The 19,652-nt window shown below is 62.4% G+C and carries 16 protein-coding genes; 10 read left to right on the plus strand and 6 right to left on the minus strand.

Annotated features, from left to right (window positions below; all coding sequences use genetic code 11):
- Positions 1-15: 15 nt before the first annotated feature.
- The 6 genes from IMX18_RS04725 to IMX18_RS04750 all read left to right on the plus strand — a co-directional run bounded on the left by IMX18_RS04725 (position 16) and on the right by IMX18_RS04750 (position 6,569).
- On the plus strand, positions 16-876 hold the full coding sequence (locus IMX18_RS04725) for a PHP domain-containing protein (RefSeq protein ID WP_217190723.1): 861 nt from the start codon (positions 16-18) through the stop codon (positions 874-876).
- Positions 877-889: 13 nt separating this feature from the next.
- The gene (locus IMX18_RS04730; protein WP_038408376.1) at positions 890-1,519 is read left to right on the plus strand and encodes an L-threonylcarbamoyladenylate synthase; all 630 of its coding nucleotides are present in this window, start codon (positions 890-892) and stop codon (positions 1,517-1,519) included.
- A gap of 125 nt (positions 1,520-1,644) precedes the next feature.
- Positions 1,645-2,370, plus strand: a complete 726-nt coding sequence (locus tag IMX18_RS04735) for a segregation and condensation protein A (RefSeq protein WP_161551480.1) — start codon at positions 1,645-1,647, stop codon at positions 2,368-2,370.
- Positions 2,357-3,127 (plus strand): SMC-Scp complex subunit ScpB, encoded by a 771-nt coding sequence (gene scpB / locus IMX18_RS04740; RefSeq protein ID WP_191472264.1) that lies wholly within the window; start codon positions 2,357-2,359, stop codon positions 3,125-3,127. The genes IMX18_RS04735 and scpB overlap by 14 nt, the downstream gene beginning before the upstream one ends.
- Positions 3,128-3,339: 212 nt before the next feature.
- The gene (gene rluB, locus IMX18_RS04745; RefSeq protein ID WP_013973666.1) at positions 3,340-4,407 is read left to right on the plus strand and encodes a 23S rRNA pseudouridine(2605) synthase RluB; all 1,068 of its coding nucleotides are present in this window, start codon (positions 3,340-3,342) and stop codon (positions 4,405-4,407) included.
- 743 nt (positions 4,408-5,150) lie between these two features.
- A complete protein-coding gene (locus tag IMX18_RS04750; RefSeq protein ID WP_161551429.1) occupies positions 5,151-6,569 on the plus strand; it encodes an amino acid permease in 1,419 nt (472 codons plus the stop codon).
- Between the two features lie 176 nt (positions 6,570-6,745).
- On the opposite strand, the gene IMX18_RS04755 is transcribed toward IMX18_RS04750, so the two are convergent.
- Positions 6,746-7,630, minus strand: coding sequence for a LysR substrate-binding domain-containing protein (locus tag IMX18_RS04755; protein WP_015271277.1), 885 nt, complete (start codon positions 7,628-7,630; stop codon positions 6,746-6,748).
- A gap of 152 nt (positions 7,631-7,782) precedes the next feature.
- Here IMX18_RS04755 and ydiJ point away from each other — a divergent pair, with 152 nt between their 5' ends.
- A complete protein-coding gene (gene ydiJ, locus IMX18_RS04760; protein ID WP_054573799.1) occupies positions 7,783-10,803 on the plus strand; it encodes a D-2-hydroxyglutarate dehydrogenase YdiJ in 3,021 nt (1,006 codons plus the stop codon).
- A 138-nt stretch (positions 10,804-10,941) separates the two neighbouring features.
- Here ydiJ and IMX18_RS04765 read toward each other — a convergent pair whose 3' ends face one another.
- From IMX18_RS04765 to phhA, 4 genes are all read right to left on the minus strand, one after another.
- Positions 10,942-12,138: an MFS transporter gene (locus tag IMX18_RS04765; RefSeq protein WP_015271275.1), complete on the minus strand. Its 1,197-nt coding sequence runs from the start codon at positions 12,136-12,138 to the stop codon at positions 10,942-10,944.
- A 91-nt stretch (positions 12,139-12,229) separates the two neighbouring features.
- A complete protein-coding gene (locus tag IMX18_RS28205) occupies positions 12,230-12,358 on the minus strand; it encodes a hypothetical protein (protein ID WP_015271274.1) in 129 nt (42 codons plus the stop codon).
- Positions 12,359-12,548: 190 nt separating this feature from the next.
- On the minus strand, positions 12,549-12,905 hold the full coding sequence (locus IMX18_RS04770) for a 4a-hydroxytetrahydrobiopterin dehydratase (protein WP_003254532.1): 357 nt from the start codon (positions 12,903-12,905) through the stop codon (positions 12,549-12,551).
- Between the two features lie 39 nt (positions 12,906-12,944).
- The gene (phhA, locus tag IMX18_RS04775) at positions 12,945-13,733 is read right to left on the minus strand and encodes a phenylalanine 4-monooxygenase (RefSeq protein WP_003260109.1); all 789 of its coding nucleotides are present in this window, start codon (positions 13,731-13,733) and stop codon (positions 12,945-12,947) included.
- 256 nt (positions 13,734-13,989) lie between these two features.
- On the opposite strand from phhA, the gene IMX18_RS04780 reads away from it, so the two are divergent.
- Entirely contained in the window at positions 13,990-15,549 is a 1,560-nt protein-coding gene (locus IMX18_RS04780; RefSeq protein WP_025340129.1) for a sigma-54-dependent phenylalanine hydroxylase transcriptional regulator PhhR, read from the plus strand.
- A 153-nt stretch (positions 15,550-15,702) separates the two neighbouring features.
- On the opposite strand, the gene IMX18_RS04785 is transcribed toward IMX18_RS04780, so the two are convergent.
- Positions 15,703-15,957: a DUF2790 domain-containing protein gene (locus IMX18_RS04785; protein WP_003260110.1), complete on the minus strand. Its 255-nt coding sequence runs from the start codon at positions 15,955-15,957 to the stop codon at positions 15,703-15,705.
- Positions 15,958-16,355: 398 nt separating this feature from the next.
- On the opposite strand from IMX18_RS04785, the gene acs reads away from it, so the two are divergent.
- Both acs and IMX18_RS04795 read left to right on the plus strand, forming a co-directional pair.
- A complete protein-coding gene (gene acs, locus IMX18_RS04790) occupies positions 16,356-18,317 on the plus strand; it encodes an acetate--CoA ligase (RefSeq protein ID WP_015271271.1) in 1,962 nt (653 codons plus the stop codon).
- A 526-nt stretch (positions 18,318-18,843) separates the two neighbouring features.
- Positions 18,844-19,629 (plus strand): ABC transporter substrate-binding protein, encoded by a 786-nt coding sequence (locus IMX18_RS04795; RefSeq protein ID WP_015271270.1) that lies wholly within the window; start codon positions 18,844-18,846, stop codon positions 19,627-19,629.
- Positions 19,630-19,652: the final 23 nt, after the last annotated feature.

The following is a 19,652-nucleotide window of genomic DNA, read 5'->3' on the forward strand; positions in this document are numbered from 1 at the left end:
CGAAAGCGCTCCTCCATGAATGTTGATCTGCACTGTCACAGCACGGCCTCCGACGGCGCCCTGTCGCCTTCGACACTGGTCGCCCGGGCCCATGAGTATGGGGTGCAAACGCTGGCACTGACCGACCATGACACCATCGAAGGCCTGCCCGAGGCGCGCCAGGCGTGCCGCGACAAGGGCATGCACTGGGTCAGCGGGGTGGAGCTGTCGTGCACCTGGGGTGGCGCTACCATCCATGTGCTGGGCTATGACTTCCCGCTCGACGCACCGCCCCTGCTGGCGGCGATCGAAGCGCTGCACCGTGGCCGCTGGCTGCGCGCCGAAGAAATCGACAAACGGCTGGCGGCCAAGGGCATGCCCGGTACCCTCGACGGCGCTCGCGCCGTGCAGCACGAACTGGGCGATAGCGGCAACGCCCCGGCGCGCCCGCATTTTGCCGAGTACCTGGTGCGTGCCGGGCACGTCAAGGATCGCAGCGAGGCGTTTCGCAAATGGCTGGGCGCCGGCAAGCTGGGGGACGTCAAGCAGCACTGGCCGACCCTTGATGAAACCGTCGCGACCCTGCGCCAGTCCAACGCTTGGGTGAGCCTGGCGCATCCCATGCACTACGATCTGACCCGCAGCAAGCGCAGAAGACTGATTGCCGACTATATTCAGGCAGGCGGGCAGGCGCTTGAAGTGGTCAACGGGATGATGCCTGCCGAGCAGGTGGGCACCATGTCCATCCTCACCCGTGAGTTCGGCCTGCTGGCAAGCGCTGGCAGTGACTTCCACGGCCCCGGCACCTGGGGCGAGATCGGTGCCTACCGGCCTTTGCCCGAGGACCTGCCACCTCTGTGGCGCCGATTCAGCCATGAACAGCCTTTGGCGGTATGAACAGGACGACTACGTGAGCCAATTTTTCCAGATTCATCCGGAGAACCCGCAGCAGCGCCTGATCAAGCAGGCCGTCGAGATTATCCGCAAGGGCGGTGTGGTGGTGTACCCGACGGATTCGGCCTATGCACTGGGTTGCCAGATGGGTGACAAGGCGGCCATCGAACGGGTGCGGCGCCTGCGCGGGCTGGACAAGACGCACAACTTCACTCTGATGTGCTGCGACATGTCGCAGCTGGGTTTGTACGCCAAGGTCGACACCGGCACCTTCCGGCTGCTCAAGGCACATGTGCCGGGGCCTTACACGTTCATCCTCAACGGCACGCGCGAAGTGCCGCGCCTGCTGTTGCACGATAAACGGCGCACCATCGGGCTACGGGTGCCGGCCCATGCCATTACCCTGGCCCTGCTGGCCGAACTGGGCGAGCCGTTGATGAGTGTGAGCCTGATCCTGCCAGGCGACACCGAGCCGATGACCGACCCTTACGAGATCCGCGAGCGCCTGGAGCACCATGTCGACCTTGTGATCGACGGCGGTTTCGGTGACCTCAAGGCATCGACCATCATCGACCTGTCCGGTGATGAACCGGAACTGGTCCGTGAAGGCTGCGGCGACCCCACGCCGTTCCTGGTCAACGCGTGAGCCAGGTGGAAACGCCCGAGGCACCGGCCGAGCAGGCCGAAACGCCTCGGCAGCTGCAGTTGGCACTGGTCTATGGCGAAGCCCTGACCGAACTGCCACTGGACCTGTACATCCCGCCGGACGCTCTGGAAGTCATCCTCGAAGCCTTCGAAGGCCCGCTGGACCTGTTGCTGTACCTGATCCGCAAGCAGAACATCGACATCCTCGACATTCCGGTGGCGGAAATCACCCGCCAGTACATGGGCTACGTGGAGCTGATGAAGAGCGTGCGCCTGGAGCTGGCCGCCGAATACCTGGTGATGGCTGCCATGCTCGCCGAGATCAAGTCGCGCATGTTGCTGCCGCGCTCGGCCGAGGTCGAGGAGGAGGAGGGTGACCCGCGCGCCGAACTGATTCGCCGGCTGCAGGAGTACGAGCGCTTCAAGGCTGCCGCCGAAGGTATCGATGAATTGCCACGGGTCGGCCGCGAGGTGGTGGTGCCGCGCCTGGAGGCGCCACAGGCCAAGGTGCGCAAGCTGCTGCCCCAGGTCAGTCTGGAAGAGCTGCTGGTGTCGATGGCCGAGGTGATGCGCCGCAACGACCTGTTCGAAAGCCATCAGATCACCCGCGAGACCTTGTCCACCCGCGAACGCATGAGCCAGGTGCTGGAACGCCTGAAGGGTGGCGGTTTCGTGCCGTTCGTCGAGCTGTTCGCCGCCGAGGAGGGCAAGCTGGGCGTAGTGGTGACGTTCATGGCGATTCTCGAGCTGGTGAAGGAATCGCTGATCGAACTGGTGCAGAATGAACCCTTCGCCGCCATCCACGTGCGGCTTCGCCCGGCGCTTGTTGAAGACCCTGATGAACCTGAATGAACCCCGCGACCTCGCGTCGCTGATCGAGGCTTTCCTGCTGGCTTCGGGCAAGCCGCAATCCCTGGAGCGTCTGTACGAACTGTTCGAGGAAGCCGAGCGACCGGAGCCCAAGGTCTTCAGGCTGGCGCTGGAGCTGCTGGGCAAATCGTGCAACGGCCGCGCCTTCGAGCTCAAGGAGGTGGCCAGCGGTTACCGCCTGCAGATTCGCGAGGACTTTGCGCCGTGGGTCGGGCGCCTGTGGGAAGAACGCCCGCAGCGCTACTCGCGCGCGCTGCTGGAAACCCTGGCCCTGATCGCCTACCGCCAGCCCATCACCCGTGGCGAAATCGAAGATGTGCGCGGCGTGGCGGTGAACAGCAACATCATCAAGACCCTGATGGAGCGCGAGTGGATCCGCGTGGTCGGCTACCGCGAAGTGCCCGGGCGGCCGGCGATGTTCGCCACTACCAAGGGGTTTCTCGACCATTTCAACCTCAAGAGCCTGGACGAGCTGCCGGCCTTGGCCGAGCTGCGGGAGATGGAGCCCGAGCCGCTGCTCGACCCGGATGATGCGCCAGTGCCGGCGCACCTGCAGGCATTGGCGGATGCCAGCCTTGGGGAAGAGGAAGAGGTTGCCGAGCCGAAGGAGGAGACCAGCTTCCGTAGCCTGCTGGTGGAGCTGGATGCCATGGAAGAGGGGCTGAAGACCGATTTCGATGATTTGCGCGAGGAAGAGCCTGAGGCCTCGGTGGAAGAAGAGGGCAAGTCACTGCCCTGATTCCTTTGTTGCCTGTACCGGCCCTTTCGCGGGCGTGCCCGCGAAAGGGCCGGCCATGCCAATACATAACCATTAGGCAGAAACCCCTCGCAAAGCCCACAAAACCCTCTACCCTCCAGTGCGTTCCCACGCCGAACCGCGTATGATGCGCGGCCTTTTGGCGCGTTCGTCGCCAGAACCCTTATTTCATTCCTACACCGGGAGGTGCCCAGATGAGTGAGCAAGACCTGCAAGATACCGAGATCACCCCTCCATCCGGCGAAAAGCTGCAGAAAGTGCTGGCGCGCATTGGCGTTGGCTCGCGCCGTGACGTCGAGGCCTGGATCAGCCAGGGCCGCATCAAGGTCAACGGCGTCGAGGCCACCCTCGGCCAGCGCGTCGACCTGCACGACGCCATTGCCGTGGATGGCAAGCTGATCAAGCGCGAAGAGGCCGCCGAGGCCACCCGCCGGGTGATCATGTACAACAAGCCCGATGGCGAAATCTGCACCCGTGACGACCCGGAGGGCCGCCCGACTGTGTTCGACCGCCTGCCACGTCCGAAAGAAGGCCGCTGGATCAACATCGGCCGCCTCGATATCAACACCACCGGCCTGCTGCTGTTCACCACCGACGGTGAACTGGCCAACCGCCTGATGCACCCGTCCTACGAGATGGACCGTGAGTACGCGGTACGTGTGCGTGGTGAGGTCGACGACGAGATGATCGAGCGCCTGAAGGCTGGCGTGATGCTGGAAGATGGCCCGGCCAAGTTCACCGACATCCAGAAAGCACCCGGTGGCGAAGGCTTCAACCACTGGTACCACTGCGTGGTGATGGAAGGCCGTAACCGTGAAGTGCGTCGCCTGTGGGAGTCCCAGGGCATGGTGGTCAGCCGCCTGAAGCGCGTGCGTTTCGGCCCGGTGTTCCTCAACTCCGACCTGCCGATGGGCCGCTGGCGTGAAATGACCCAGGGCGAAATCGACATCCTCGCTGCTGAAGTGGGCCTGCAGCCGGTGGCGCTGCCAGCCATGAAGCTCAAGGCCAAGGACAAGATGGAGCGCCTGCAGCGCAAATCGACCCGCCCGCTGGGCCGTGGCGAGCGCGTGCGCAGCCTGCGCCCGGCCCACGAAGGTGCTGCTGCCGGCGAACGCCCGGCGCGCCAGGCGCGTGAAGAGGCCCCGCGCAAGACCGGCCGTGGCAGCACCGTGGCCGAACGCCCGAGCGAGATGCGCAAGCGTCCGGCCAAGCCTGAAGGTGACAAGCCGGCAGGGCGTGGCCGCGGCAAACCGCGTGGCTGATTGGCCTTTGCGTTGAAATAGAACCAGCCTTCGGGCTGGTTTTTTTATGGCTGTGAGAATTTGCGGCTGCTGCGCAGCCCATCGCGACACAAGGCCGCTCCTACAGGGCCGCGCAATATTTGAAATTGACGCGGTCCATGTAGGAGCGGCCTTGTGTCGCGATGGGCCGCAAAGCGGCCCCAAGATATTGAACAAAAAGAATTTTCGGACGACTGGCAAGTTCCCGAACCACCCTGTAAAGAAAATTGTACGAATGTAGTCGGTTTCAGCCCGGATTTCAGATTAGGTCGAATCGTGTAAACAAACCTTGCCGCCGACTCCCCATCAAAACAGCCAGCCAAGCCCCGCACACCCTTGCCCAAAGCCCCGCCCCACGGTGTTATAGCCGCCATTGCCGTGTGCAAAAGCCTGTCCACAGAGCCAGGCTGACAAAACAACAAATGGAGGCGCCATGTACGCCGATCACTTCGCCTTTCAAGGCCCACACCACAGGATCGCTGCGTTTTTTCCCGAGGAAACGATGCAACGCGTTGACGCCTGCGCGTTTGCAGGGGTATACAGTGCGCCGCGTTTTACCTGTGACTCCTTTGCGTACCGCGCACTCTTGATCACGCCTGGTTGACCCGCTCCGGCGGCCCCTGAGGTCAGGAAACCCAAGGTAACCACCTTGCCCATTCCGCTGCGCCACGAGCGCGGTGGGTCCGATTCCGTCACAGATAAAAACAATGCAGGTGACTTCGTTCATGAGTGGACAAAACATGCATTCAGGCGAGCTCAAGCGGGGCCTGAAGAACCGCCATATCCAGTTGATCGCCCTCGGCGGTGCGATTGGTACCGGCCTGTTCCTCGGCTCGGCAGGCGTGATGAAATCCGCTGGCCCGTCGATGATCCTTGGCTACGCCATCTGCGGCTTCATCGCCTTCATGATCATGCGCCAGCTCGGCGAAATGATCGTCGAAGAGCCGGTGGCCGGCTCGTTCAGCCATTTCGCCCACACCTACTGGGGTGGTTTCGCCGGCTTCCTGTCGGGCTGGAACTGCTGGGTGCTGTACATCCTGGTGGGCATGTCGGAGCTTTCGGCGGTCGGCAAGTATGTCCACTACTGGTGGCCGGAGATCCCCACCTGGGTCACAGCGGCAGCGTTCTTCGTGCTGATCAACGCCATCAACCTGATGAACGTGAAGTTCTTCGGTGAGGCCGAATTCTGGTTTGCCATCATCAAGGTGGTGGCCATCGTCAGCATGATCGGCCTGGGTGCCTACCTGCTGACCAGCGGCAGCGGCGGCCCGGAAGCAACCGTGGCCAACCTGTGGTCGCACGGCGGCTTCTTCCCGAACGGTGTCAGCGGGCTGGTGATGGCCCTGGCCTTCATCATGTTCTCCTTCGGTGGCCTGGAAATGCTCGGCTTCACCGCAGCCGAGGCCGACAAGCCGAAGACCGTGATCCCCAAGGCGATCAACCAGGTCATCTACCGTATCCTGATCTTCTATGTCGGTGCCCTGGTGGTGCTGCTGTCGCTGACCCCATGGGACAACCTGGTCGCCAGCATCGATGCCTCCGGTGGCAGCTATGGCAGCAGCCCATTCGTGCAGGTGTTCTCGCTGCTGGGCAGTGACGTGGCCGCGCACCTGCTGAACTTCGTGGTCCTGACTGCAGCGCTGTCGGTGTACAACAGCGGCACCTACTGCAACGCCCGCATGCTGCTGGGCATGGCCGAACAAGGTGACGCTCCGGCGTCGCTGGCCAAGGTCGACAGCCGCGGTGTGCCGGTGCGCTCGATCCTGGCGTCGGCAGGCGTGACGCTGATCGCGGTGCTGCTCAACTACCTGATGCCGCAAAACGCGCTGGAGCTGCTGATGTCGCTGGTGGTGGCTACCCTGGTGATCAACTGGGCGATGATCAGTTACTCGCACCTGAAGTTCCGCCAGCACCTGGACCGCACTGGCCAGAAGCCGCTGTTCAAGGCGCTGTGGTACCCCTATGGCAACTACATCTGCCTGGCGTTCGTGGTGCTGATTCTGGGCATCATGGCGATGATCCCGGGTATCCAGGTTTCCGTGTATGCGATCCCGGTGTGGCTGTTCGCCATGTTCGTGGTCTACATGGTCAAGCCGCGTCGCAAGGCGCAGGCCCTTGGGGCTGCTGGTAGCGTGGCCAAGTAAGGCGCTGCAGGTAGCGTACAAAAGACCCGAAGTCAGGAACTGGCTTCGGGTTTTTTATTGCCTGTAACGGCCTCTTCGCGGGTAAACCCGCTCCCGCAGGGACATCACCTGACCTGAAAGCAGCGCTATACCTGTGGGAGCGGGTTTACCCGCGAAGAGGCCGGCACAGGCAAGAATCAGATCTGCTCCAGCAACCAACTGCGAAACGCCCGCAGCGACGGCAACGCCTCATTGCGCGGCGGGTAGATCAGGTAATAACTGCGCTGGCTGGCAAATGCCACCCCTGGGCTGTAGAGCTCACCCTTGGCCAGTTCTTCCTCCACCAGTATGCGCGGCACCAGGCCGATGCCGATCCCGGCCCGTACCGCCTGGATCAGGTGCGAGGTCAGCTCGAAGCTCGGCCCCAGGCGCATCGCCCGGTGCGCCAGGCCATGGTGCGAGAACCACTCGCCCCAGGCATGCGGGTTGTTGGCCACATTCAGCAGCACCTCTTCAGTGATGCGTGCAGGGCTCCAGCCTTGGCTGTCCGCACCAGCCTCAGGCGGCAATATCACCACCAGTTCCTCGGCATGCAGGCGATGGCAGATCAACCCCGGCAGGTCGTGGCTGGCCACGCCGATGGCGGCATCGATCTCGCTGGTGTCGAAGTTGATGGCTTCGATGCGTGAATGTATGTGCACCAGCATGCCCGGGTGTGCGCTGTAGAAGGCATGCAACCGCGGCAGCAGCCATTTCGAACCGAAGGTGGGCAGGGTGGCCAGGCGCAAGGTGCCTACCCCCGACTGGTAGGCCAACGCCTGCAAGGTGGCGCTGCGGATGCGCCCCAGTGCTTCGCTGAGCTCGCGCTGGTACAGGCGGCCGACATCGGTCAGCTGCACCTGGCGCCCCTCGCGGCGGAACAGGGTCAGGCCCAGTTGCTGCTCCAGCGCCTGCACCTGGCGGCTGACCGCGCTCTGGGTGAGCGACAGCTCGGCGGCGGCTCGGGTGTAGCTTTCATGCCGGGCGGCAGCCTCAAAAGCCAGTAGCAGCGACATGGACGGGGTGAGATGGCGGTAATTCATTCATGAAAGTCATTAATAGCGGCAGGATTATCCGTTTGCCCCTGAAGCGAAACTACAGGAACATTGGCCTGCACGTCACCTCCGCATGTCATCACCCATGCCGGAACGACAGGAATCCCGTGAATTAGCCAATATCAAGAGGCCATCCTTCGATGATCGCCCAGCTGCCGACCGTTGCCCCGAGCGCCAACTACCCCGAATTCCTCGAAGCCCTGCGCAACAGCGGCTTCCGTGGCCAGATCAGTGCCGACTACGGCACCCGCACGGTGCTGGCCACCGACAACTCGATCTACCAGCGCTTGCCACAGGCGGCGGTGTTCCCGCTGGACGCCGACGATGTGGCGCGGGTCGCCACGCTGATGGCCGAGGGGCGCTTCCAGCAGGTCAAGCTGACCCCACGCGGTGGTGGTACCGGCACCAACGGGCAGTCGCTGACCGACGGTATCGTCGTCGACCTGTCGCGGCACATGAACAAGATCCTCGAAATCAACGTCGAGGAACGCTGGGTGCGGGTGCAGGCCGGTACTGTCAAGGACCAGCTCAACGCTGCGCTCAAGCCGCACGGGCTGTTCTTCGCCCCCGAGCTGTCCACCTCCAACCGTGCCACTGTCGGCGGCATGATCAACACCGATGCCAGTGGCCAGGGCAGTTGCACCTATGGCAAGACCCGCGACCACGTACTGGAGCTGCACAGCGTGCTGCTCGGTGGCGAGCGCCTGCACAGCCTGCCGATCGACGATGCTGCGCTGGAACAGGCCTGTGCCGCGCCCGGCCGGGTCGGCGAGGTGTACCGCATGGCGCGGGAGATCCAGGAAACCCAGGCCGATCTCATCGAAGCCACTTTCCCCAAGCTCAACCGTTGCCTGACCGGTTATGACCTGGCCCACCTGCGCGACGAGCAGGGCCGCTTCAACCTCAACAGCGTGCTGTGCGGTGCCGAGGGCTCGCTGGGCTATGTGGTCGAAGCCAAGCTCAATGTGCTGCCGATCCCCAAGTACGCCGTGCTGGTCAACGTGCGCTACACCAGCTTCATGGATGCACTGCGTGATGCCAACGCGCTGATGGCGCACAAGCCGCTGTCGATCGAGACCGTCGACTCCAAGGTGCTGATGCTGGCGATGAAGGATATCGTCTGGCACAGCGTCGCCGAATACTTTCCGGCAGACCCCGAGCGCCCGACCCTGGGCATCAACCTGGTGGAGTTCTGCGGCGACGAGCCGGCCGAGGTCAATGCCAAGGTGCAAGCGTTCATTCAGCACCTGCAGAGCGACACCAGCGTCGAGCGCCTGGGCCATACCCTGGCCGAGGGTGCCGAGGCGGTGACCCGCGTCTACACCATGCGTAAACGTTCGGTGGGCCTGCTGGGCAACGTCGAGGGCGAAGTACGCCCGCAACCGTTCGTGGAAGACACCGCGGTACCGCCGGAGCAACTGGCCGACTACATCGCCGACTTCCGTGCACTGCTCGATGGCTACGGCCTGGCCTATGGCATGTTCGGCCACGTCGATGCCGGCGTGCTGCACGTGCGCCCGGCGCTGGACATGAAGGACCCGGCCCAGGCCGCATTGGTCAAGCCGATTTCCGACGCCGTGGCGGCGCTGACCAAAAGCTATGGCGGCTTGCTGTGGGGCGAGCACGGCAAGGGCCTGCGTTCTGAATACGTGCCGGAGTACTTCGGCGAGCTGTACCCGGCGCTGCAGCGCCTGAAAGGCGCCTTCGACCCACACAACCAGCTCAACCCGGGCAAGATCTGCACCCCGTTGGGCAGTGCCGAAGGCCTGACCCCGGTCGATGGCGTAACCCTGCGCGGCGATCTCGACCGCACCATCGACGAACGCGTGTGGCAGGACTTCCCTAGCGCCGTGCACTGCAACGGCAACGGCGCCTGCTACAACTACGACCCCAACGACGCCATGTGCCCGTCGTGGAAGGCCACCCGCGAGCGCCAGCACTCACCCAAGGGCCGTGCCTCGCTGATGCGCGAATGGCTGCGCCTGCAGGGCGAGGCCAACATCGACGTGCTGGCGGCGGCACGCAACAAGGTGTCGTGGCTCAAGGGCCTGCCGGCACGCCTGCGCAACAACCGCGCGCGCAGCCAGGGCCAGGAAGACTTCTCTCATGAGGTGTACGACGCCATGGCCGGCTGCCTGGCGTGCAAGTCGTGCGCCGGTCAGTGCCCGATCAAGGTCAACGTGCCGGACTTTCGCTCGCGCTTCCTCGAGCTGTACCACGGCCGCTACCAGCGCCCGCTGCGTGACTACCTGATCGGTTCGCTGGAGTTCACCATCCCGTACCTGGCCCACGCGCCAGGGCTGTACAACGCGGTGATGGGCTCGAAGTGGGTGAGCAAGCTGCTGGCCGACAAGGTCGGCATGGTCGACAGCCCGCTGATCAGTCGCTTCAACTTCCAGGCTACCCTGACCCGCTGTCGCGTCGGCGTGGCCAGCGTGCCGGCACTGCGTGAGCTGACCCCGGCCCAGCGCGAGCGCAGCATCGTGCTGGTGCAGGATGCATTTACCCGTTACTTCGAGACACCGCTGCTGTCGGCCTTCATCGACCTGGCGCACCGCCTGGGCCACCGGGTGTTCCTGGCGCCGTACAGTGCAAACGGCAAGCCACTCCACGTTCAGGGCTTCCTCGGTGCGTTTGCCAAGGCGGCTGTCCGTAATGCGACCCAGCTCAAGGCCCTGGCTGACTGCGGCGTGCCGCTGGTGGGCCTGGACCCGGCGATGACCCTGGTGTATCGCCAGGAGTACCAGAAAGTGCCGGGCCTGGATGGCTGCCCGCAGGTGCTGTTGCCGCAGGAGTGGTTGATGGACGTGCTGCCGGAGCAGGCACCGACTGCGCCGGGCAATTTCCGCCTGATGGCGCACTGCACCGAGAAGACCAACGTGCCGGCCAGCACCAAGCAGTGGGAGCAGGTGTTCGCCCGTCTGGGCCTGAAGCTGGTGACCGAGGCGACTGGTTGCTGCGGTATGTCTGGTACCTATGGGCACGAGGCGCGCAATCAGGATACCTCGCGGACCATCTTCGAGCAGTCGTGGGCGACCAAGCTGGACAAGGAAGGCGAGCCGCTGGCGACAGGCTACTCGTGCCGCAGCCAGGTCAAGCGCATGACCGAGCGGCAGATGCGCCACCCGCTGGAAGTGGTGCTGCAGTACGCCAAGCGCTGACCATCAGGGCCTCGGGGCTGCCTTGCAGCCCCCTGGTTTACGCCGTCCCTGTAGGAGCAGCCTTGCGCTGCGAAGAGGCTGGTAGAGCCAATAGGTTTTCTTCGGCAGTAATGGCCTCTTCGCAGCACAAGGCTGCTCCTACAAGTCCCGTGCATGCCTTGAAGATGATGCCTGCCGATACAGATACAGGCTCAATACCAGCCCGCAAGCCGCCGCTGCTGCCGCAAACAGGAACATCGAAGCAAACCCGAACCCCGCCGCCACCGCGCCCACCAGCGGCCCGGTCACCCCCAGCGACAAATCGATGAACAGCGAATAAGCCCCCACCGCCGCCCCGCGGTTGGCCGCCGACACCTGGTTCACCGCCTCCACCCCCAGTGCCGGGAACACCAGCGAGAAGCCGAACCCGCTCAGTGCGGACCCCGCCAACGCCAGTTCGGCGCTGGGCGCCAGCCACAGCATCAGCAGCCCGAGTGTTTCCACCGACAGGCAGGCGATCGCCACCCGGAACCCGCCAAGCCGGTTGATCAGGTTGCCGAACAGTAGTCGCGCACTGATGAAGCTGGCGCCGAACAGGCTCAGCGTCAGTGCCGCATTGGCCCAGCCACGGCTGGCGTAATACAAGGTGATGAAGGTGGCGATGGTGCCAAAGCCGATCGAGCCCAGGGCAAGTCCCGAGCCGTGCGGGAACACCTTGCCCAGCACCCGCAGGAACGGCAGGCGCACGCCACTGACGATCGGTGCGGCCTGTTTGGGCCAGGCCAGCAGCAACCCGAGCGCACACAGCAGGATGATGCTCACGCCCATGCTCCACAGGCCCAGGCTCTTGACCATCAGCACGCCCAACGGAGCGCCGATGGCCAGCGCGCCATAGCTGGCGATGCCGTTCCAGGAAATGACCTTGGCCGTGTTTTCAGCACCTACGCGGCCAATGCCCCAGCCAATGGAACCGGAGCCCACCAGGCTTTCCGCACTGCCGAGTACCAGGCGGCCGACCAGCAGGCAGGCGAGGCTCAGCCAGGGGAGGTGGGTGAGGAAGGCGCAGGCCAGCATGAAAACCCCGCTGAGGCCGCAGCCGGCCAGGCCATACATGACCGCCTTCTTGCTGCCGTGGTTGTCGATGATGCGGCTGGCGGTGGGGCGGCTGAGCAGGGTGGCCAGGTACTGCACGCTGATCACCAGGCCCGCGACCACGGCACTGAAGCCCAGGTCGTTGTGCACATAGCCGGGCAATACGGCCAGCGGGATGCCGATGTTCAGGTAGCCGATGAAGGTGAAGAGGACGATGGAGACGACTTGCAGGGTGACCGCAAGGGGGCGCGGTGAGTGGGGCATGAGGGCCTACGTGGGTTCTGGACGGTGTGAAAACGTGATGACGGGGGTAGCCCGCAGGTCAGCCGTTTTCACACAGTCGGGGGATGCGCGGTTATTCCTGGTCAGCGCTTGATTGATCGTCACCATCCTGCTCGACGGCAGCTGCCGGTTCGGCGTGAACGGTCACGGTTGGCTCTTCTGGGTTCAGGCTTGGGAAGGGAAGATTCGGGATTTCATGCATCTCGTCGTTCCTCGCAAGTGTGAGTGAAAAGTCTGCGCCAGGCGCGTTTGAAGCTTCGCAAAGCTGGGGCAGGATACACAAGTCTGGATGACAGTTTGGATTTTTTGGCGGTCGCTTGTCGGTTTTGCGGGCGAACAGCGGACATGTTTTCCATAAAAAATGGGGCCATCGGGCCCCATTCTTTCAGTGCTTACTTGCGGCCTTCAGCCGTCTCCGCCACCTTGTCGGTGCGTGCGCACATGATGAAGTCATTGCGGTGCAGGCCTTTGATCGAGTGGCTCCACCAGGTCACGGTGACCTTGCCCCACTCGGTCAGCAGGCCCGGGTGGTGGCCTTCGGCCTCGGCGATCTCGCCCACGGCATTGGTGAACGCCAGGGCGTGCTTGAAGTTCTTGAACAGGAACACACGTTCCAGCTCCATGTGGCCGTCACGTACTTCGATGTTCCAGTCCGGGATTTCGCGAATCAGCTCGGCCAGCTCTTCGTCGGTGACCTTTGGTGCGTCGGCGCGGCAGGCTTCGCAATGGGCTTGGTTCAAGGCATTCATGTGGTGTTTTCCGGTTCGAGTTGTTATCGGCAAGGTCGCTCAGGCAGCGACCTTGGGTGGAAACTTCGGTGCGTGCAGGCCCAGCTGCATGGCTTTGTGAACCATGCCCATGATGTCTTCGTGGGCCAGGTCGAACAGACGCTTCATGTTCGGTAGCACGAAATACAACGGCTGCAGGATGTCGATGCGGTACGGTGTGCGCATGGCCTCGATCGGGTCGAAGGCCTGGTGCTCGGGCTCGCCAGACAGACTGTAGACGGTCTCCTTTGGCGACGAGAGGATGCCGCCGCCATAGATCTTGCGGCCCTGCGCGGTTTCCATCAGGCCGAACTCGATAGTCATCCAGTACAGGCGCGCCAGGTACACGCGTTGTTCCTTGGTCGCGGCCAGGCCGAGCTTGCCGTAGGTATGGGTGAATTCGGCGAACCAAGGGTTGGTCAGCAGCGGGCAGTGGCCGAAGATCTCGTGGAAGATATCGGGCTCTTGCAGGTAGTCCAGCTCTTCCGGGGTACGGATGAAGGTGGCTACCGGGAAGCGCTTGCTGGCCAGCAGTTCGAAGAAGGTCTGGAAGGGGATCAGCGCCGGGACCCGAGCAACCTGCCAACCGGTGGTGGCGCCCAGCACCTTGTTGATCTCGCCCAGTTGCGGAATACGGTCATGGGGCAGCTTGAGCTGGTCGATGCCGTCCAGGTATTCCTGGCACGCGCGGCCTTCGATCACTTTCAGCTGACGGGTGATCAGGGTGTTCCATACCGCATGCTCTTGCTGCGGGTAATCGATAAAACCATGCGCATCGGGCTCGCGTGCCACGTATTGCGTCTGTTTCATGTGGCTCTCCTGGTGAGGGCTTTTCTTGTTATGTGCAGGACATGCCTAATGAATATCCCTTCGCTGGCCACTTTGCACGGGGTGGGCCAGTGGGCGGGACCGGCATTCGGCGATGTTTTCGTAACGATAATTTTACAAAAAGGCGTAGGTGTCGGAAAATCCGAGGCATCTGGCTGAAGCTTCGGCTGTTTTTGTCAGCTTATCTTTACGACTTTTCCGCGCGGTGTTGAAAAACATTGGCGCTTCGAGAGCCCTCATGCGTATCAAAGTGCATTGCCAGAACCGTATTGGCATCCTGCGCGACATCCTCAACCTGCTGGTGGAGTACGGCATCAACGTGCTGCGCGGCGAGGTGGGCGGTGACCATGGCAACGCCATCTACCTGCATTGCCCGAACCTGATCAATCTGCAGTTCCAGGCGCTGCGGCCGAAGTTCGAGGCGATTGCCGGGGTATTCGGTGTCAAGCGCGTGGGGCTGATGCCCAGCGAGCGCCGACACATGGAGCTGAATGCGTTGCTGGGTGCGCTGGACTTTCCGGTACTGTCGATCGACATGGGCGGCAGCATCGTCGCCGCCAACCGTGCCGCTGCGCAGCTGCTGGGGGTGCGGGTGGACGAGGTGCCGGGCATGCCGCTGGCGCGCTATGTGGAGGACTTCGACCTGCCAGAGCTGGTGCGCGCCAACAAGTCGCGCATCAACGGCCTGCGCATCAAGGTCAAGGGCGATGTGTTCCTGGCCGATATCGCGCCGCTGCAGTCCGAGCACGACGACAGCGAGGCGCTGGCCGGCGCGGTGCTGACCCTGCACCGCGCCGACCGTATCGGTGAGCGCATCTATAACGTGCGCAAGCAGGAGCTGCGCGGTTTCGACAGTATCTTCCAGAGCTCGCGGGTAATGGCTGCGGTGGTGCGCGAGGCGCGGCGCATGGCGCCGCTGGACGCGCCTTTGCTGATCGAGGGCGAGACCGGCACCGGCAAGGAGTTGCTGGCGCGTGCCTGCCACCTGGCAAGCCCGCGCGGCCAGTCGCCGTTGATGGCGCTCAACTGCGCCGGGTTGCCCGAGTCGATGGCCGAGACCGAGCTGTTCGGCTACGGCCCTGGGGCATTCGAAGGGGCGCGGGCCGAGGGCAAGCTGGGGCTGCTGGAGCTGACCGCCGGTGGCACGCTGTTTCTCGACGGGGTAGGGGAGATGAGCCCACGCTTGCAGGTGAAGCTGCTGCGTTTTCTGCAAGATGGCTGCTTCCGCCGCGTAGGCAGCGATGAAGAGGTGTACCTGGATGTGCGAGTGATCTGCGCGACCCAGGTGGATTTGTCCGAATTGTGTGCCCGGGGCGAGTTTCGTCAGGACCTGTATCACCGGCTCAATGTGTTGTCGCTGCACATTCCACCATTGCGCGAATGCATGGATGGCCTGGAAGGGCTGGTGCAGCACTTTCTCGACCAGGCCAGCCGGCAGATCGGCTGCGCCATGCCGCGCCTGGCGCCAGCGGCGATGGACAAACTCGGCCAGTACCATTGGCCGGGTAATGTAAGGCAGTTGGAAAACGTGTTGTTCCAGGCGGTTTCGTTATGCGAAGGCGGCGTGGTTAAAAGTGAACATATACGTTTGCCGGATTACGGCGTGCGCCAACCGCTGGGTGAATTTTCGCTGGATGGGGATCTTTCGCAGATTGTCGGACGTTTTGAAAAAGCGGTACTGGAAAGTTTGATGGGGGAATTCCCGAGTAGTCGGGCTTTAGGTAAAAGACTGGGTGTTTCGCATACGACTATTGCCAACAAGTTGAGGGATTATTCACTTGGCAAGTCTGCAGATTAATCCGCCTTTATAAAGGGCGGGGCTGCTGCGCAGTCCTTTCGCGACACAAGGCCGCTCCTACAGGGACTGCGCAATGTTTGAAGCCTGCGCAGTACCTGTAGGAGCGGCCTTGTGTCGCGAAAGGGGCCCGCAGGGCCCCCAATTCACAAGGTATCAGCCGTTCGAGCAGCCGTTCCCCATCACGCGGTATTCGAGAATGTGCTTCTGGCCCTTGGAGTCCTCGTAGGTCATGCGGGCTGGCACGACTTCGCACACATTGGGCACTTCGCTCATGGAAATGACGCGGGCAATGTCCAGGTGCTGCGAGTAACTGTACTGTTCAACCGGAATCTGCTCGGCATCTTTGGCTTCGCCGGCCATCGCCGCGCCGCAAAGACTGCCAAGTACCAATACCAGTAAAGCTTTCATTTTCAATTTACCTGTCTAAGGTCGTGAGGGGGCACGCGGCGCTTATGGCGCCGCGAGTATTGCTAGTTTTAACTATCAGGTTTGGAGGGGGATTAACGCTTGCCTTCGTGGGGGCTGTTACCAGTTGTTAATCGCCTTGCCGTTGCTGGCGAGGTGAATTTTATGGCTGGGGCCAAGGCCGAAACAGTGGGTCTTTTGATAAAGTGTTTTGACAGAATCTGTAACAATCCTCTGGCAAACCGCGCCCGTAATTTCTCGCCTGGGCTGTAAGGTGCGTGCCAGAGCGCTTTGTCTGAACGGGCGTACCAAATTACTACCAACGTCGAATGGCTTTTGTCGCTCTGGTACAGTTACAAACGGTTCCATACAAAAACAACTATTACACCGAGGTAACACAGATGAGTGCGGCTCCACTGTATCCCGTTCGTCCCGAGGTTGCGGCCACCACCCTGACCGACGAGGCCACCTACAAGGCCATGTACCAGCAATCGGTGATCAACCCGGACGGCTTCTGGCGCGAGCAGGCCCAGCGCATCGACTGGATCAAGCCGTTCACCAAGGTCAAGCAGACCTCCTTCGACGACCATCACGTCGATATCAAATGGTTCGCCGACGGCACTCTGAACGTTTCCTCCAACTGCCTGGACCGCCACCTCGAAGAGCGCGGTGACCAGTTGGCCATCATCTGGGAAGGCGACGACCCTTCCGAACACCGCAACATCACCTACCGCGAACTGCACGAGCAGGTCTGCAAGTTCGCCAACGCCCTGCGTGGCCAGGATGTGCACCGGGGTGACGTGGTCACCATCTATATGCCGATGATCCCCGAGGCCGTGGTCGCCATGCTGGCCTGTGCCCGTATCGGTGCGATTCACTCGGTGGTGTTCGGCGGCTTCTCGCCCGAGGCGCTGGCCGGTCGTATCATCGACTGCAAGTCCAAGGTCGTGATTACCGCCGACGAAGGCGTACGCGGTGGCCGGCGTACCCCGCTCAAGGCCAACGTCGACCTGGCGCTGACCAACCCTGAAACCAACAGCGTGCAGAAGATCATCGTGTGCAAGCGCACCGGTGGCGACATTGCCTGGCACCAGCACCGCGACATCTGGTACGAAGACCTGATGAAAGTCGCCTCCAGCCATTGCGCGCCGAAAGAGATGGGTGCCGAGGAAGCGCTGTTCATCCTTTATACCTCCGGCTCCACCGGCAAGCCGAAGGGCGTGCTGCACACCACCGGTGGCTACCTGGTGTACGCCGCGCTCACCCATGAGCGCGTGTTCGACTATCGCCCGGGCGAGGTGTACTGGTGCACCGCCGACGTGGGTTGGGTCACCGGCCACAGCTACATCGTCTACGGCCCGCTGGCCAACGGCGCTACTACCTTGCTGTTCGAAGGCGTGCCGAACTACCCCGACATCACGCGCGTGTCGAAGATCGTCGACAAGCACAAGGTCAACATCCTGTACACCGCGCCAACCGCCATCCGCGCGATGATGGCCGAAGGGCAGGCTGCTGTTGAAGGTGCCGATGGCTCCAGCCTGCGCCTGCTGGGCTCGGTGGGTGAGCCGATCAACCCTGAAGCCTGGAACTGGTACTACAAGACCGTGGGCAAGGAGCGTTGCCCGATCGTCGACACCTGGTGGCAGACCGAGACCGGCGGCATCCTGATCAGCCCGCTGCCGGGCGCCACCGGCCTCAAGCCGGGCTCGGCAACCCGCCCATTCTTCGGCGTGGTGCCGGCGCTGGTGGACAACCTGGGCAACCTGATCGAGGGCGCTGCCGAAGGCAACCTGGTGATCCTCGATTCCTGGCCGGGCCAGTCGCGTTCGCTGTACGGAGACCACGACCGTTTCGTCGATACCTACTTCAAGACCTTCCGTGGCATGTACTTCACCGGCGACGGTGCGCGCCGCGACGAGGATGGCTACTACTGGATCACCGGTCGCGTGGATGACGTGCTGAACGTCTCCGGTCACCGCATGGGTACTGCCGAGATCGAAAGTGCCATGGTGGCGCATGCGAAAGTGGCCGAGGCCGCGGTGGTAGGTGTGCCACACGACATCAAGGGGCAGGGCATCTATGTGTATGTCACCCTCAATGCCGGTATCGAGGCCAGCGAGCAGTTGCGCCTGGAGCTGAAGAACTGGGTGCGCAAGGAAATCGGCCCGATCGCCTCGCCGGATGTGATCCAGTGGGCGCCGGGGCTGCCGAAGACCCGGTCGGGCAAGATCATGCGCCGCATCCTGCGCAAGATTGCCACGGGTGAGTACGATGCCCTGGGCGATATCTCGACCCTGGCCGACCCGGGTGTGGTGCAACACCTGATCGATACCCACAAGGCCATGAGCTTGGCTTCGGCCTGATAGCCGCGTCGCACATTTTGTAGGGGGCTGTGGGAGCGCCTACAGGAGCTGTGCCGCCAACAAGAACCCCGCCCGGGCAACCGGCGGGGTTTTTGCTTTACTGTTACCCGACATTCATCGGTAACTGTTCTGTCACCGGCGTCGCACAATATCGGGGCACCAGGAAACAAATCCGGCCTGTTTCGGTGCGTTTTCGCAGCCTTTTTTGCGACACGGCACGCTGCACTTGCCGTAATACAAGGCTTTGCCAATAATAGGCCCGGGAATTGCTAGTACTATAGGTTCTATTTCTTGCGCTCTTGCATATTTTGCAATGGCTGTCAACATCGCCCGTTGCCGTTTCAAGCGCTTCTGTAAGTAGTTGTCGCTTTGAAGAAATATCGACTACCGGGCTGTCGTTAAAATGCCACTCACTCGCTCGTGGTCTGCGGCCTTGGTCGAACCCTGCGCGGCTCGCGTTGTACCCATTCGCATATCGGGCAGCCGTTACCTGCCTTGTATTGCCCTGTACCGATGGAGTTACCTGATGAAGAAGCTCGCACTGCTTGGCGCCCTGGCGCTGTCCGTGTTTTCCCTGGTGTCGCAGGCCGATGAAAAACCGCTGAAAATCGGCATCGAAGCCGCCTACCCACCCTTCGCCTTCAAGCAGCCAGACGGCAGCATTGCCGGTTTTGACTACGACATCGGCAACGCTCTGTGCGAAGAGATGAAGACCAAGTGCACCTGGGTCGAGCAGGAGTTCGACGGCCTGATCCCGGCGCTGAAAGTGCGCAAGATCGACGCCATCCTGTCGTCCATGTCGATCACCGAAGACCGCAAGAAATCGGTCGACTTCACCAAGCGCTACTACCTGACCCCGGCGCGCCTGGTGATGAAGGAAGGTACCGCCGTCAGCGACAGCCTGGATGAGCTCAAGGGCAAGAAGATTGGTGTGCAGCGCGGTTCGATCCACGACCGCTTCGCCAAGGAAGTACTGGGCGCCAAAGGTGCCACCGTGGTTCCTTACGGCACCCAGAACGAAATCTACCTGGACGTGGCGGCTGGCCGCCTCGATGGCACCGTGGCCGACGCCACCCTGCTGGAAGATGGCTTCCTCAAGACCGGCGCCGGCAAGGGCTTCGCCTTCGTAGGGCCGTCCTTCACCGACGCCAAGTACTTCGGCGACGGCATCGGCATTGCCGTGCGCAAAGGTGACAAGGCCAACGTCGACCGCATCAACGCGGCCATCGACGCCATTCGTGCCAACGGCAAGTACAAAGAAATCGAGAAGAAGTACTTCAACTTCGATATCTACGGTCCAGACTCGAAATAAGACGTCGAGTTTCACCTGTGCAA

This window comes from Pseudomonas shirazica (assembly GCF_015168335.1).
In the GTDB taxonomy this organism is placed as follows: Bacteria; Pseudomonadota; Gammaproteobacteria; order Pseudomonadales; family Pseudomonadaceae; genus Aquipseudomonas; species Aquipseudomonas asiatica.